The organism is Pseudomonas siliginis, from assembly GCF_019145195.1.
Taxonomy (GTDB): Bacteria; Pseudomonadota; Gammaproteobacteria; order Pseudomonadales; family Pseudomonadaceae; genus Aquipseudomonas; species Aquipseudomonas siliginis.
Genome location: NZ_JAHSTW010000001.1, coordinates 41,975 through 56,612, shown reverse-complemented (window position 1 = coordinate 56,612; position 14,638 = coordinate 41,975). Strand labels below are relative to the sequence as shown.

Annotated in this window: 16 protein-coding genes; 12 read left to right on the top strand and 4 right to left on the bottom strand. The window is 60.6% G+C overall.

Annotated features, from left to right (window positions below; translation table 11 throughout):
- Positions 1–8 precede the first annotated feature (8 nt).
- The 4 genes from KVG87_RS25815 to KVG87_RS00235 all read left to right on the top strand — a co-directional run bounded on the left by KVG87_RS25815 (position 9) and on the right by KVG87_RS00235 (position 4,528).
- Positions 9–770 carry a family 16 glycosylhydrolase gene (locus tag KVG87_RS25815; protein WP_496198649.1) on the top strand — a complete coding sequence of 254 codons (762 nt, stop codon included), beginning with the start codon at positions 9–11 and terminating at the stop codon, positions 768–770.
- Positions 771–1,002: 232 nt separating this feature from the next.
- Entirely contained in the window at positions 1,003–2,187 is a 1,185-nt protein-coding gene (locus tag KVG87_RS00245; RefSeq protein WP_217848482.1) for an MFS transporter, read from the top strand.
- Positions 2,188–2,214: 27 nt separating this feature from the next.
- Positions 2,215–2,889: a polysaccharide lyase family 7 protein gene (locus KVG87_RS00240; protein ID WP_122507221.1), complete on the top strand. Its 675-nt coding sequence runs from the start codon at positions 2,215–2,217 to the stop codon at positions 2,887–2,889.
- 301 nt (positions 2,890–3,190) lie between these two features.
- A complete protein-coding gene (locus tag KVG87_RS00235) occupies positions 3,191–4,528 on the top strand; it encodes an MFS transporter (RefSeq protein WP_367616655.1) in 1,338 nt (445 codons plus the stop codon).
- A 7-nt stretch (positions 4,529–4,535) separates the two neighbouring features.
- Here the strand turns inward: KVG87_RS00235 and KVG87_RS25990 are convergent, their stop codons facing one another.
- Both KVG87_RS25990 and KVG87_RS00230 read right to left on the bottom strand, forming a co-directional pair.
- Positions 4,536–4,664 carry a hypothetical protein gene (locus tag KVG87_RS25990; protein WP_264082188.1) on the bottom strand — a complete coding sequence of 43 codons (129 nt, stop codon included), beginning with the start codon at positions 4,662–4,664 and terminating at the stop codon, positions 4,536–4,538.
- A 132-nt stretch (positions 4,665–4,796) separates the two neighbouring features.
- Positions 4,797–5,348, bottom strand: a complete 552-nt coding sequence (locus KVG87_RS00230; RefSeq protein WP_076563157.1) for a cytochrome b — start codon at positions 5,346–5,348, stop codon at positions 4,797–4,799.
- A gap of 206 nt (positions 5,349–5,554) precedes the next feature.
- Between KVG87_RS00230 and KVG87_RS00225 the strand changes: the two genes are divergently transcribed.
- Genes KVG87_RS00225 through KVG87_RS00195 form a run of 7 tightly spaced genes read left to right on the top strand, consistent with a single transcriptional unit; the run spans position 5,555 to position 11,852 of the window.
- On the top strand, positions 5,555–6,232 hold the full coding sequence (locus KVG87_RS00225) for a thermostable hemolysin (RefSeq protein ID WP_217848473.1): 678 nt from the start codon (positions 5,555–5,557) through the stop codon (positions 6,230–6,232).
- Positions 6,222–7,700, top strand: coding sequence for an AMP-binding protein (locus tag KVG87_RS00220; protein ID WP_217848471.1), 1,479 nt, complete (start codon positions 6,222–6,224; stop codon positions 7,698–7,700). The genes KVG87_RS00225 and KVG87_RS00220 overlap by 11 nt, the downstream gene beginning before the upstream one ends.
- Complete coding sequence (locus KVG87_RS00215; protein WP_217848469.1) at positions 7,700–8,374, top strand: iron-containing redox enzyme family protein; 675 nt, start codon at positions 7,700–7,702, stop codon at positions 8,372–8,374. The genes KVG87_RS00220 and KVG87_RS00215 overlap by 1 nt, the downstream gene beginning before the upstream one ends.
- Positions 8,361–9,170 carry an SDR family oxidoreductase gene (locus KVG87_RS00210; RefSeq protein ID WP_217848467.1) on the top strand — a complete coding sequence of 270 codons (810 nt, stop codon included), beginning with the start codon at positions 8,361–8,363 and terminating at the stop codon, positions 9,168–9,170. The genes KVG87_RS00215 and KVG87_RS00210 overlap by 14 nt, the downstream gene beginning before the upstream one ends.
- A complete protein-coding gene (locus tag KVG87_RS00205) occupies positions 9,167–9,811 on the top strand; it encodes a tetratricopeptide repeat protein (RefSeq protein ID WP_217848465.1) in 645 nt (214 codons plus the stop codon). Before KVG87_RS00210 ends, KVG87_RS00205 begins: the two co-directional genes overlap by 4 nt.
- An 11-nt stretch (positions 9,812–9,822) precedes the next feature.
- A complete protein-coding gene (locus KVG87_RS00200) occupies positions 9,823–10,485 on the top strand; it encodes a response regulator (RefSeq protein ID WP_016774538.1) in 663 nt (220 codons plus the stop codon).
- On the top strand, positions 10,482–11,852 hold the full coding sequence (locus KVG87_RS00195) for an ATP-binding protein (protein ID WP_217848463.1): 1,371 nt from the start codon (positions 10,482–10,484) through the stop codon (positions 11,850–11,852). The genes KVG87_RS00200 and KVG87_RS00195 overlap by 4 nt, the downstream gene beginning before the upstream one ends.
- Before the next feature lie 229 nt (positions 11,853–12,081).
- On the opposite strand, the gene KVG87_RS00190 is transcribed toward KVG87_RS00195, so the two are convergent.
- On the bottom strand, positions 12,082–12,969 hold the full coding sequence (locus tag KVG87_RS00190; RefSeq protein WP_217848461.1) for a universal stress protein: 888 nt from the start codon (positions 12,967–12,969) through the stop codon (positions 12,082–12,084).
- A gap of 422 nt (positions 12,970–13,391) precedes the next feature.
- On the opposite strand from KVG87_RS00190, the gene KVG87_RS00185 reads away from it, so the two are divergent.
- On the top strand, positions 13,392–13,625 hold the full coding sequence (locus tag KVG87_RS00185; protein WP_151550607.1) for a hypothetical protein: 234 nt from the start codon (positions 13,392–13,394) through the stop codon (positions 13,623–13,625).
- Positions 13,626–13,669: 44 nt separating this feature from the next.
- Here the strand turns inward: KVG87_RS00185 and KVG87_RS00180 are convergent, their stop codons facing one another.
- Positions 13,670–14,590: a universal stress protein gene (locus tag KVG87_RS00180; RefSeq protein WP_217848453.1), complete on the bottom strand. Its 921-nt coding sequence runs from the start codon at positions 14,588–14,590 to the stop codon at positions 13,670–13,672.
- Positions 14,591–14,638 lie beyond the last annotated feature (48 nt).

The window sequence follows — 14,638 nt, the reverse complement described above, 5'->3', positions numbered from 1 at the left end:
CGGTCGCCATTGCGCAACAGGCCGATGCCGGGACCCGCGTTGGCCCGTTAGGGCCGACTCCGACGCACGTTACGCCCGATCTGCCGCTGTCGGATCAGGCCAACGCCGGCGGCTGGAAGCTGGATACGCGCCTGTCCGACGAATTCAACGGCAGCGCGCTCGATGCCGAACGCTGGCACGTCAACAACGCCACCGGCACCGATTCCCTCGGACGCAAACCAGCGCTGTTTTTGCCGGAGAACGCCAAGGTCGGCAACGGCAATCTGAACATCACCTTCCGCAAGCAGACCTTGCCGGAAAAACACGTCGCCCTGGGCTACAAGGACTACAGCTCGCCGATGGTGCGCACCAACGAACGGGGCATGTACGGCTATTACGAAGCGCGGGCGAAACCGATGAATTCCGCCTGTTCCAGTGCTTTCTGGCTTGCGTGGACCGGGCTGCCTGACAATGCCACGGAGATCGATATCTTCGAAATCGGCGGCAAGACCCGCAATGAAGCATTCGATCGTCGCTACATCATGAACGCGCATGTCTGGGCCAGACCGCAGAATGATCAACACCTGAGTTCCGGCAGCACTTGGAGCGCAGTAGTGCTGTGTTCAACGGTTTTGTACCCTCGCTTACATCCGCCACCGCGTGCGGAAAACTCCCTGACCCACGCGCAATTCTTCCGGCGTGCCGTTCTGCACGATCTTGCCTCCCTCCAAGCGCCATCCCCTGCCCCTCGATACCTGCAAAAACCCCTCGATCCTGCTCGCAAAGGTTGACGTGCGCCCAGCCAACCGAGAGCTGCCCTCGCCCTTTGCTCTACCATCCATCGGCTGTGTTGGAAATTCATCAAACCCAGGTGCAAGTCCGTTATCAGAATCGGTAACCACTCCAGCAACAGACATGCTTGAGGACACTCATGGCTAATGAACCCTCCAACTCCGATCGCATCTGGTCCAGGCCGGAGCATGCGGTCGAGACAACCTTTCCTGCCAGCGATCCGATTTCCCCGTGAGTCTTGACCGGCGCAGCCTCAATCTTGTCGCGGCAGCGTTCGCGCTGACCGCCTTGTCCTATGGCCTGGCGCGCTTCGCCTATGGACTGCTGCTGCCGCAGATTCGTCAGGATCTGACGCTCAGCGTGACCGCTGCCGGCTGGATCGGTGGCGGTGCGTTTGCGGCTTACTGTGTGGGCATCGTTGCGACGTTTGCCTGCAACGGCAAAGTCAGTCCGCGTGGGTTGACGGTGATGGCCGGCGCCGCTGCGACGCTGGGCATGGGACTGGTGGTTGTCGCTTCGTCGGGGCTGACGTTGGGTTGCGGTGTGGCGCTGGCGGGATTGAGCACGGGTCTGACTTCGCCGCCATTGGCCAGTGCGGTGGCAGCGCGTCTTGATGATGCGGATCGCCCGCGCGCCAATGGCTTTATCAATGCCGGGACGGCAGCGGGCATCGTTTTTTCCGGTTTGGCGGCGATATTGGCGGCCGGGCAATGGCGCCAGCTGTATGCCCTGTTTGCCTTGATCGGCATCGGCGTCACGATCTGGCTCTGGTTTGCGGTACCGCGCCGGGTCGAGCGTGACGTCGTGCAGAACTTCTCGCTGGCAATGCTGCGTCGACCCGGCGTGCTGCCTTTGTGCGCCAGTGCTTTCCTGATGGGCCTGGCGAGCACGGCGATCTGGACATTCGGTGCCGATATCCTGCGCAGCGAGGCTGGGTTCTCCGATCGGTCGATTGCATGGGCGTGGATAGTGTTGGGCGCGGCGGGGATCAGCGGCTGCATGACGGGCGTGCTCACTGGCCGCTTCGGTGTCGCACGCATGCAGCATCTGGCGCTTGCCGGGATCGCCCTCGGGACATTGGGCCTTTCTGCCGCATCAGTTTCCGCCGGATCGGGCCTCGTCGCGATGTGCCTGTTTGGCGCGGCCTACATCGTTTCTTCAGGCGTTTATCTGCTGCAAGGCATCCGTTTTTTGCCGGACCGCCCGGACCTGGGACTGGGCATTCCTTTTCTGCTTCTGGCGCTCGGTCAGACCGCTGGCACGCCGGTTTTCGGCGCGGTGCTGGAGGCTGCCGGCGTAATCGTTGCCCTGTGTATTTTCGCGGCGGCCGCTTGCGCCGCCATGGTGCTGTGCCCAAGAGATGGTGAAAGTCCGCGCAGACAGATGTGCCAATCCACCGAAGGCTTGGGTCGCTAATGATTTTTATCGTCAGGAGTACAAACCATGGCCGTAAACATCAGCAATCTCACCCTCTCCACTCCGGTTCCCGTCTCGGCTACCAATCCGGTCGCACTGGAGCTCAACGGCGCCGAAGCCATTGCGCAGTTCCCCAGCATCGTCACAGTGCTACCGGACGGTTCGCTGCAACTGTCCGCGCCAACCAAAGGCGCCTCAAGCAAGAGCACTCACCGCACCCGCTGCGAATGGAAAGAATCCTTCTATTGGTCGCTGGGCAGCGCCGCTGACCACCTCAACTATCAGGAAATGACCGTGACCAAGGTCAACTCTGCGCAGAAAGTCGTTATCTCGCAGATGCATGTGAAAAACGACGACGGCCCGGTCATCAAAGTGTTCTGGCAGAAAGGCAACATCACCATGGGCTTCCGCCAGAGCTTCAACCAGCCCACCCCGGTCAACACCACGGTGCTCAAGGGTGTACCGTTGGGGGCGAAGTTTAAGATCACCATTCGCGCCAACTCTGCCGGCGTGGCTCGAGTCACCGTCGACTACAACGGCGTTGTCGGCACATCAGGTGATTTGCAGCTCGACTCAACGTGGAATTCGCAGGTGTTCAATTTCCACGGCGGGGTCTACAACCAGATCGACTACACCGACGCCACGCCGCCGGAGGATGGCTCGATCTGCATCATCAGTGACTTGTTGATTTCGCATACTTAGGCGCTGAAACGAGCAAGGGCCTGCGTAGCTTTTGCATGCATGGCCCTTGTCGGAGCTCAGCCCGATGAACGGTTTTCATTCTCCTCTCGAACCTCAAAACAGCCTGCGTCCTAACGTCGCAGCCTTCAGCTATTGGCAAATCCTGCGCAAGCCGTAGAATCCCGCGCGCTCTTGCAGAGGTCCGGTCTGGTCATCGGCAAGATCTCGCAGGCTGGCCATACCTCATTGACGTATGGCCGACGCCACCGCCCTGCCCGATCGGCAGACATTTGCACAACACCTGTTCCAGCCTGGCAACCGCATGCGCAGAGGCGCACGTTGCGCTGTTCGATTTCTTGAGGTTTTTATGTCTCCGCGTTTGCTGGCCATGGCGCTGGCGCCCCTGCTCGGGCTGTTCATTATTGCTCTGGGCAATGGTTTTCTGTCTTCCCTGACCACCCTTCGCCTGGACGCCGCCGGCGCCTCGGCGACGATGATCGGAATTGTTTCGTCGGCCTATTTCATCGGCCTGACGCTGGGCGCGGTGTTCAATGACCGGCTGATTCTGCGCATCGGCCATATACGCGCCTACGGCAGCTTCGCCTCGCTGATTGCCGTGACGATCCTGTTGCAGGGGCTGTTCTATGACACCTGGGGCTGGCTCGTCCTGCGGCTGATCAATGGCTGGGCCACGGTCGGTGTGTTTCTGGTGATCGAGAGCTGGCTGCTGCTGGCCGGTGACGAAAAGATTCGCGGGCGCTTGCTCGCGCTGTACATGATCGTCCTTTATGGCGCCGGCGTTCTGGGCCAGGCGACGCTGGGAACCATCACTGGCATGAGTGACAGCGCGCCGTTCATGGTCGCCGGCATGCTTGCTGCGTTGTCGGTGCTGCCGATCGTGATCCTGCCGCGCGTGTCGCCGCTGCTCGATCAGGTCGAGCCGCTCAAGCCCCGGCAACTGCTGGGCGTGACGCCGACCGGGCTGGTCGGCTGTTTCGGTTCGGGGGTGACCATCGCGGCGATCTACACCTTGTTGCCGCTGTATCTGCAACGCAGAGGTCTGGACGTCGGAGAAGTCGGCAGCATGATGGCCTGGACGATTCTCGGGGCGATGTTGCTGCAGTATCCGGTCGGACGCTGGTCCGACCGCACCGATCGCTTGCAGGTGCTGACGCTACTGACGGTGGCGTGCACCGCGTTATCACTGGTGATTGTGCTGGTGCCGCTGTCTTCGACAATGCTCGCGGCGATGCTGTTTCTGCTCGGTGGCGGCGTCTTCGCGCTGTACCCGGTTGCCGTCAGCCACGCGGCCGACCGCGCCCCGGCCGAAGCGCTGGTGCCGATGATTCAGGGTTTGCTGCTGATCAACTCGCTGGGCTCGGCCATCAGCCCGATGATGATCTCGCCGGTGATGAACTCGTTCGGCGCCAACGGTCTGTTCTGGGTCTTCGCTGTGGTCAATCTGAGCATGGTCAGCTTTTTCTTCTGGCGCCGTGGCAAACGCCCGGTGCCGGCCAACCCCGCACCGTTCACGGCGGCAGCAACCTACTCACCGACGGGTGCGGAGTTGCGGGTCACCGAGGATTTGCGCGTGGCCGCTGAGGAGCATCCGGCGATGATGGATGCGATCAGCGGAGAATTGGTGACGCAGCCGCGGTAACCGGTGATCAGCAACTGCCCGGCGGGATGCCGTCCTTGTTGAAGTCCTTCAAGCGCTCGCGCTCTTCTTCGGTGGAATGCGCCGGGGTGGTTTGATCCGGTACTTCTTGCGGCACTTCGGGTTCTTCTTCAGTCATGGCTTTGCCCTCGTTGTCGATGCTATTTCGGCATCGGCGAGGGCTGGCAGTTCCGGATTTTCAGCTCCACCGCAGCCATGCGCTTGAGTTGCGGCGAACATTCCCTTCGACGAACAGCGCAAGATGCCTGCCTCAAGAGCGGACACGCTCAATCAACATCCTCTGCAACGTGTTGTCCTTCACCCAGTAATGGTGGAACAGCCCCGCCAGCGCGTGCAGGCCGATCAGCCAGTAGCCGGCACTGCCAATCCATTCGTGCCAGTACTTGAGTTGTTTGGCCAGGTCCGGATCAATAGCCACCGGCGCCGGCACATGGAAACCGAAGTACGGAAACGGTTTATCGCCCGCCGCGAGCATCAGCCAGGCGAGTAGCGGTGTGACAATCATCAATCCATACAGCGCCAGGTGCGTCAGGTGCGCAACTGCGGTCTGCCACGCCGGTGGTTTGGGGGTGATCGGTGGACGCGGGGTCAGGCGGCCGATCAGGCGAATCCACACCAACGCGAAGATGCTTGCGCCAAACAGCCCATGCATACCCATCAGCAGGCCGCGTGCTTCGCTGCCTTTGGGCATATAGCCTTTGATTTCGACGCACGCATACACACCGACGAACAACGCCAGCATCAGCCAATGCAGGATGATTGAGAGTTTTCCATAACGGGTTACAGCGGTGTCGCGAATCATAGGAAACGCCTCGTGATTGTTGTGGAGCGACGATCATCTCGCTCGAAATTATCGATCCGGTTGCCCTGAATCAAGGCTAACCATGCTTGCCCAGCCTTAAGGGAGTCTGAAGATCGGCGCTGCTGTTAACGGTTTTTCATCTTCAGACTTCGTTAAGAAATGGCTTGGATACTGCGCTCAAACCCATTGAGGGAGGCGTTCTGCCCATGCCCGAATTCGACTGGAACATCCCGCTGCCCCTGCACTTCGGCCAGGCCGAATCGATGCCGATGACGCTGAGAAACGCGTTGCCGGAGGACGAGCTGCGCACGCCGTTTGAAGCCTTTATCCAGCAGCGTTTCCGCACGGCTCACGGTGCCGAAATCCGCCATTTCATGCCCGAGCTGTTCGGCATGCACAACAGCGATGGCCAGTTGTGTGCTGTGGCCGGGGTCCGTCGAGCGCATCTGGAGGCACTGTTTCTCGAGCGCTATCTGGATGAACCGATCCAGTCGTTGATCAGTGCCGCCGCCGGTCGTGCAGTGGATCGCACGGTCATCGTCGAAGTCGGCAACCTCGCCGCCAGCGATACCGGCAGTGCGCGCCTGAGCATCATCGCCATCACCTATCTGCTGGCCATGGGCGGCCTGGAATGGGTGACCTTCACCGGCAACATCGGGCTGGTCAACAGCTTCCATCGCCTGGGTTTGAAGCCCGTGACATTGTGCGCCGCTGATCCACAGCGACTGGGTGACGAGCGTCAACACTGGGGCAGTTATTACGAAAGCAAACCCTGGGTGCACGTCGGCAACATTCGCGCGGGATTTGTTCACCTGCGCAATATTGGCCTGTTCACTCGCCTGGGTTTGCCGACTTCCGTTGAAGGAGCCTGCCATGTCGCTTGAATTGCAACGCTTCCAGGAAACCCTGCGCGACCATGCCCGGCGCAATGACAACGCCTCAGCCCTGTGGGGCGACACGCTGAGAATAGATTACGCCACGTTGTATGCCGAGGTGTTGTATCGCCAGGAGCGCCTGCGCGATGAGCAGGTGCAGGTGATTGCGCTGGCGCTGGACAACGGCGTCGACGCGATGCTTTGGGATCTGGCTGTGTTGTTCGAAGGCTTGACCTGCGTAACGCTGCCGCCGTTTTTCAGCGCCGCGCAGCGCGCCCATTGTCTGGAGCAGAGCCAGGCCGAACGGGTGATCGCCGAGCCGCAACTGCAAGCCGAGCTGCTGGCGGCGGGCTATGAATTACGAGGTGAATTCTGGTGTCGCTCGTTCAATGGCCCGAGTCGCATGCCGGCGGGCACCGCGAAACTCACGTTTACCTCCGGGACCACCGGCACGCCGAAAGGGGTGTGCCTGAGCGCCGGCAGCTTCCTGCGCGTTGCCCGGGAGCTTGATCAGGCAAGCGCAGCCACTGGACCGGAGCACCATCTGGCGCTGTTGCCTTTGGCGATCCTGCTGGAGAACCTGGGCTGTTATGCCGCGCTGTACGCCGGTGCGGTGTTGAGCCTGCCAAGCCAGACAACCCTCGGCATTCAAGGCGCCAGCGGCATCGATGTTGCGCGCCTGCTCGGTTATCTGGCCAAGCGTGCGCCGGAGAGCCTGATACTCGTGCCACAGCTGCTGCAAGTTCTGGTCAGCGCCGCTGAACAGAAGGCTTTCGATCCGCAAACCCTGCTCTTCGCCGCGGTCGGTGGCGCGCGGGTGTCAGTGGATCTGCTGCACCGCGCGCAACGGGTCGGGTTACCGATTTACGAGGGATACGGCTTGTCCGAGTGCGCCTCGGTCGTATGCCTCAATCGCCCCGGCGCGCGCCGTCCGGGCAGCGTCGGGCGCCCTCTGCCTCATATCGAGGTGCGGTTGGCCGAGGACGGCGAAGTGCTGATCAAGGGTTCGGTGTTGCACGGTTATCTGGGGGAGCCGGCGTATACCGATCAATGGTGGCCGAGTGGCGATCTCGGCGAGTTCGATCCGGAAGGTTTTCTCTATCTCAAGGGCCGCAAAAAACACCAATTCGTCACCAGCTACGGGCGAAACGTCAACCCGGAATGGGTCGAGTCGGAACTGACCCAGCGCCGCCACATCGCTCAAGCGTTCGTCTATGGCGAGGCGATGCCGCACAACCACGCCCTGCTCTGGCCGCATCGTCCGAACTGCACCGATGCCGAGCTGACCGCCGCCGTCGCCGAAGCGAACGCGGCGTTGCCCGATTACGCCCAGGTGCATCAGTGGACGCGCCTGTCGCAGCCCTTCACCGCCGCCAACGGCCTGCTCACCGCCAATGGCCGGCCGCGCCGTGACGCCATCATCGCGCAGTACCACACGCAATTGACCGAATCCGCCACTTCCGAGGAATCCGCATAATGAGTTTTTTCGACACCCTGCAAGAAGCCACGCAACGCGAACGCCACGAGCTGTTCAACCTGCCGATCATCGTCGATGCGTTGCAAGGCGAGGTCAGCCTCGACAGCTATCGGGCCTTTCTTGCCCAGGCTTACTACCACGTGCGCCACACCGTGCCGCTGATGATGGCTTGCGGTGCACGCCTGCCGACGCGCCTGGAATGGCTGCGCAAAGCGGTGTGCGAGTACATTGAAGATGAATACGGCCACGAGCAGTGGGTGCTCAACGACATTGCCGCCTGTGGCGGTGATCGCGACGCGGTGCGTGATGGTCAGCCGTCATTGTCAATCGAGCTGATGGTCAGTTTTCTCTACGATCTGATCGCCCGGGGCAATCCGGTGGGTCTGTTCGGCATGGTAAACGTGCTCGAAGGCACCAGCATTGCCCTGGCCACCCACGCGGCGGGGAGCATTCGCGATCGCCTGGCGCTGCCGGAAACGGCATTCAGCTATCTGAGCTCCCACGGCGCACTCGATATCGAGCACATGCAGACCTATCGGCGGTTGATGAATCAGCTGGAAGACCCTGACGATCAAGCGGCGGTCATTCATGCTTCGAAAGTCGTCTATCGGCTCTACACCGACATGTTCCGTGATCTGCCGCGCGACGCTGAGGCCCAACATGCAGCTGCATGAAGCCCGCGTGGTCCTGACAGGTGCCAGTGGCGGCATCGGCCTGGCCATCGCCAGTGCCTTGTGCGCCGCCGGTGCCAGGGTATTGGCCGTGGCGCGGCATCAGGAGGCGCTGCTGCCGCTGCTTGAGCGGTATCCGCAGAGCCTGTGCTGGGTCGCCGCCGACCTGACCTTCCTCAGCGATCGGCGCAAAGTGTTGGCCGCCGCCGACGCCATCGGCGGCATCAACCTGCTGATCAACGCCGCCGGGGTCAATCACTTCGCCATGCTCGAACAGCTCGATGACAGTGACATCAACGCGATGCTTGCGGTGAACATCAGCGCGCCAATCTGCCTGACCAAAATGCTGTTACCGCAGCTCAAGCAGGCTGACAGCGCGATGGTGGTCAACGTCGGCTCGACCTATGGCTCGATCGGTTACCCCGGTTACGCCAGTTATTGCGCGAGCAAATTTGCCCTGCGCGGATTCTCCGAGGCGTTGCGCCGCGAGCTGGCCGACACGCGGGTCAGCGTGTTGTATGTCGCGCCCCGGGCCACCCGCACCTCGATGAACAGCGCCGCTGCGCAAGCCTTGAACGATGCCCTCAAGGCCAGCGTTGACGATCCGCAGACCGTGGCGTCGGCAGTGATGCATGCGATTGCCGGCGACCGTCGTGATCTGTACCTAGGCTGGCCGGAGCGATTTTTCGTCCGTTTGAACAGCTTACTTCCGCATCTGGTGGATCGCGGCCTGCGCAAGCAGTTGCCACTGATCCGCCGTCTCAGTGAAAAACCTGACAACGAGGCTCTAACGCCATGAAAAAACTCTCCACATGCCTGCTGTTTGCCGCCCTCAGTCAAAGTGTCTGGGCGCTTGAGCCGGCCGATCAGCAACGTCTCACCGGCATCCAGCAGAACTGGGCGCACATTCAATACGAGGTGGCGGAAAAACAGCGCGCCGCGGCGTTCGAGCAATTGGCCAGCGAAGCCAACGCGTTCACCACGCAACGTCCGAATGTGGCCGAAGCCTGGATCTGGAAAGGCATCGTCACCAGCAGTTGGGCCGGTGCCGAGGGCGGGCTCGGTGCCCTGGGCAAAGCCAAGGACGCCAAGACGGACCTGGAAAAATCCCTGACGCTTGACCCTAAAGCCCTGCAAGGCTCGGCCTATACCAGCCTCGCTGCATTGTACGATCGGGTACCGGGCTGGCCGATCGGCTTCGGCGACAGCGACAAGGCCGAGCAATTGCTCAAACAAGCCCTGCAGCTCAACCCCGATGGCATCGACAGTCTGTACTTCTGGGGCGACCATCTCTACCGTCAGAAGCGCTACGCTGAAGCCAAGGCAGCGCTGATCAAGGCCAGACAAGCCGCACCCCGTGCGGGCCGCGAAAGCGCCGATGCCGGGCGTCGTAAAGAGATCGACGCCTTGCTGGTGGACGTGAACAAGAAACTCGACTGAAAGGAGTGCGCGTGCGTTTATTACTGATCGAGGACGACGTAGCGCTGGGTGAAGGCATTTACCAGGCGCTGGGTCGCGAGGGTTACACGGTCGACTGGCTCAAGGACGGCAGCAGCGCCTTGCATGCACTGCTCAGCGAAACGTTTGACGTCGCCGTGCTGGACCTCGGCCTGCCACGCATGGATGGCCTCGAAGTATTGCGTCGCCTGCGTGACAGCGGCTCGAACCTGCCGGTGTTGATTCTCACCGCGCGCGATGCCACCGAAGACCGCATTGCCGGACTCGACGCCGGTGCTGACGATTACCTGGTCAAACCCTTCGACCTCGCCGAACTCAAAGCCCGTCTGCGCGCCTTGTTGCGCCGCAGTGCCGGGCGCGCTCAGGCGCTGATCGAACACGCCGGCATCAGCCTCAACCCCGGCACCCAGCAGGTCAGTTATCAAGGCCAACCGGTCGCGCTCACCCCCAAGGAATATCAGCTGCTGCACGAACTGCTGTCGCCGCCCGGGCGGGTGATGACTCGCGATCAATTGATCCAGTTGCTCTACGGCTGGAATGAAGAAGCGGAAAGCAACACCCTGGAAGTGCACATTCATCACCTGCGCAAGAAGTTCTCCACCGACCTGATCCGCACCATCCGCGGCGTGGGTTATCTGGTGGAGGAGCGTCGATGACCTCGATCCGCCGGCGCACGCTGACCCTGATCATCGGCCTGTTACTGGCCGGTCTGGCGGTACTCAGCCTCTTCAACGTGCATGACAGCAACCACGAAATCGCCGAGGTATACGACGCCCAACTGGCGCAGAACGCACGCCTGCTGCAGGGCGTGATGCGTATGCCGATGGCGAGTACCGAGCACGCGCAGTTGTATCAGGCGTTCAATCAGGCTCTCGGCGAAGCCAAGCCACGGGTTGATGGACATCCTTACGAAAGCAAAATCGCCTTCCAGGTGTGGAACCCGCAAGGCGAGGTGCTGGTACACACCGCCAGTGCGCCCTCCTTCACTGCGCCGCCGACGAGAACGGGCTTCAGCGACGTTGTCGATCTGAAAGGTCGGCAATGGCGAGCGTTCATGCTGGAAGACAGGCAGAACGGCCTGCGCATCTGGGTCGGCGAGCGCGACGATGTGCGCACCGACCTGGTCGACCGCATCGTGCGCCACACACTGTGGCCGAACATAGTTGGCAGCCTGATCCTCGCCGCGATGATCTGGCTGGCCATAGGCTGGGGGCTCAAGCCCTTGGCAGACATGGCGGCGACTCTGCGCGCCCGTCACAGTGGTTCACTTGAGCCGCTGCAACTGACGCCCCTGCCCAGTGAGCTGGAACCCATGCAGGCAGCGCTCAACCGCATGCTCGCGCAGATTCAGCAGGTGCTCGGCCGGGAGCGTCGCTTTATCGCCGATGCCGCGCATGAAATGCGCACGCCGCTGGCGGTGCTGCGGGTGCATGCGCAAAATCTGCAGGAGGCCGGTACCGAAGAGGAGCGTCGTGAGTCACTTGAGTTTCTGATCTCCGGAGTCGACCGCACGAGCCGACTGGTCAATCAGCTGCTGACCATGGCGCGTCTTGAACCCAAACCAAATCCGCCGCCACTGCAACGCATTGATCTCAGCGAAACCGTACGCAACAGCCTGGTGCAATTGACACCGTGGTTGCTGAGCAAACACCTTGAGTTGATCTTCGAGGTCAGCGACCAACCGTTTCATGTCCTCGCCGACCCCGCCGCCATCGATATCGCGCTGAATAACCTGATCACCAACGCGGCGAATTTCTCCCCCGAACACGGTGCGATCACCGTGCACCTGAGCAAGTCCGATGGCTTCTGTCATTTGACAGTCGACGATCAAGGGCCGGGAATCGATGAATCGGACAGAGAGCGATTGTTCGAGCGTTTCTACAGCCGTGGCACGGCGCATGGCGCCGGGTTGGGGTTGACCATTGTCAACACCATAGCAATGCGACTGAACGGACGGATTGAACTGACAAACCGCGCAGAGGGCGGTTTGAGGGCGACGTTATCGATTCCGGCAGGGGAATAATCATCCGATTGATTCAGCTGTATGCCGCGGCCCCAAATACCTGCTGCTCAGCGCTCTGCTCTACGCGCCTGGCTCGTTGATTTACCTGGGCACGCTGAAAACGCGTCAGGGTCAGCCGCTCAGCGGTCCGGAAACGGGTGTGTTGATCATCATCTGGGCCGCCGCGATTTACGCTGGCCGGATGTTGTGGGCCGGAACGCTGACTTTGTAAGGTGCACCAGCGTTTGCGCTAGACCGCCAGTACGCTGCAGGGGACCTGGTACAGAATATGTTCGGTGGTACTTCCCAGCAGTTTTTCCAGCCCGTGACGTTGAACCCTGCCCATCACAATCACGTCCACATCGTGCTCTTCGGCAAACTCACTGATCGCCGCCACGGGATGTCCCTCCCTGCTATGCCTGTGCTCGGCCATCACACCGAATTTCCTCGCCAAAGCGCTGTAATGCGCTTGCAGTTCCTGGCGCCGGGCATTCATCAATTCCGAAACCGTCCAGTTGTTCACCACTTCATCCAGATAGTTTTGCGAGACGTCATAGGCATATAACAGGTGCAACTCTGCACCGAACTGAGTGGCGAAGGATGTGGCCTGTTCGACGATCCGGTCATTGAGAGCGCCCCCATCATCTTCGCTTGCAGCTACATCCACTGCCGCTACGACCTTGCGCGGCAGACCCGGGCCAGCAGCGCCCAACAAGTAGACCGGCACCGGACAATCACGCAGCAGCTGCCAATCCAATGGGGTAAACAAAGCGCGTTTGAGTAAGGATTCGTGCTGCACTTCCTTGATCAGCAGATCGGGCTGGTTCACGGTGACGTGATCGAGGATCTCCCGTTTCATGTCTTCGGACCAGCCAACCTCGGTCGTCACCCGCAAACCTTCGCCTCGCAGGCTGGCAGCCTGGCTTGCCAGCCACTCGTGATGGTCCTGCAAATAGGCCGCACGGGCCCTTGCCCGATCCCCTTCCTCCAGCAGCGACAGGAAATCCCACCATTTGATCAACGCTGCAATATGCAGCGACGCGCCGCTGGCTTTAGCCAGGGCGGCGGCCTGCCTTATCGCCGGGGAATGGCGCAGGGCCGGGTTGATGATCAGCAACAAGTGTTGATATTGGCTCATGTTTGTCTCCAGAGAGATGGACGTCTGCGCTCATGTCACACGCAGCTGACCCGGGCCGAAAGAGTCAGACAACAACGTCAACCCAGGTTGCGCCATAGCCCGGCGACGTCCTTGATAAATGTCATATGCAAGGCCCCTGGAGCTCGTCCTCCCCCTAAAAAACCTGAATATCGAGGCTTGTCCACCACCCTTGCGCAAGCGCCTGGAAAACCGACAAAGCGGCGATGAAACTGGCGAGCGACATTGATCTGGATCAATCGCTGCGACGACAAACTGGATCGAAATAGGGTCATGATTCGGCGGCGCCCGTGTTTCGGATCAGGGACAGTCACAAGCTGCTCGAAGGCGTGAAAGTTACAGATGCTGCCACAGGGTGACAGGTCCGCAACCCACCCTCATTCTTGCTTTGCGAGGTTCACGATATGGTCATCAATGATCCAGCCATGACAACCGCCAATGTCCCCGACGCGATCGATGACAGTGGCGCACTGTTTCACGAAGCCGATCGGCTCAGCGAACGGGCCTATGCCGTCCTTGAAGAGCCGTTTTCTACAGACACCATGCACAAGTTCACTGAAGCGAGGAAACGCGCCGATGAGAAATATCGGCACGCCTGGCAACAATGGCAATACGCACACGGCGGGCGCAGTCACTGATTGATTACCCCCAACCGATTACCATCAACTGCTGCGATGACCGGTCAGGCTGTGGCAGGCATTGCCTTGACCATCATCAAACTGCAAGGAGCCCGGTTCATCAGGCATTCGGCCGTGCCGCCGATAAAGCCGTCCAGCGCTTGATGGTGACAGATACCGAGCACCAGCAGGTCGAACGCGTGCTGCCGGGCGAAGTCTTCGATCACCCGGAACGGGACACCCGAGAGCAGGTGGCTATGCTCTTCATCGAGACCATAGCGCTCGGCCAGCGTATCGAAGGCTTCCTGCTGAGTGTCGTTGATCGCATCGCGCAAACTGTGGTCCAGGCTCAAGTTCGGCACACTCATCGCCGCATCACCCACCACTGACCAGTTGCTCACATTCAACAAGTGCAGCGAGGCATCGCATTTCGCTGCCAATGTCGATGCAACGCCAAGTATCCGGTCGTTGAGCCCTTGGGTCAGATCCTCGAGATGCGACAGGTCAATGGCCGCCAGTATCTTCAAGGGTTTCGGATGTGCGGCCTCGGTGACCAGATGCACGCAGGCGGGACAATCTCGTATTAATAGCCAGTCCAACGGCTGGTGAAACGTTTGATTGAGCGCCGAAACATGGTGAGTATCCTTGATCACCAGATCAACATGAAAGTCATTGATGTACTCAATTACATGCGCCGGCGTGGCCCTGGCCCAGACCACTTCGGTGCTGACTTGCACGCCGGCGCCACGTTGAAACCGGGCCTGCTGCTCCAGCCACTGGCGATGCATCTGCAAATAGCCTTCACGCGCTTGCGCCATGGCGTCGTGATCGAACAGACCGGCCAACGCCAGGGACTGGACATGATCGAACGCGACGATATGCAGCACCGCGCCACTGGCCCGAGCCAGCGCTTGGGCGCGATCAAACGCCGGGGTGCGGGTCATTTCGGCGGGTGCGATCAACAGAATTCGTTTGAGCCTGAACATCACGTGTATTTCCAGTCAGCGCCATTGGACGATTCTGCAACTCTGCCA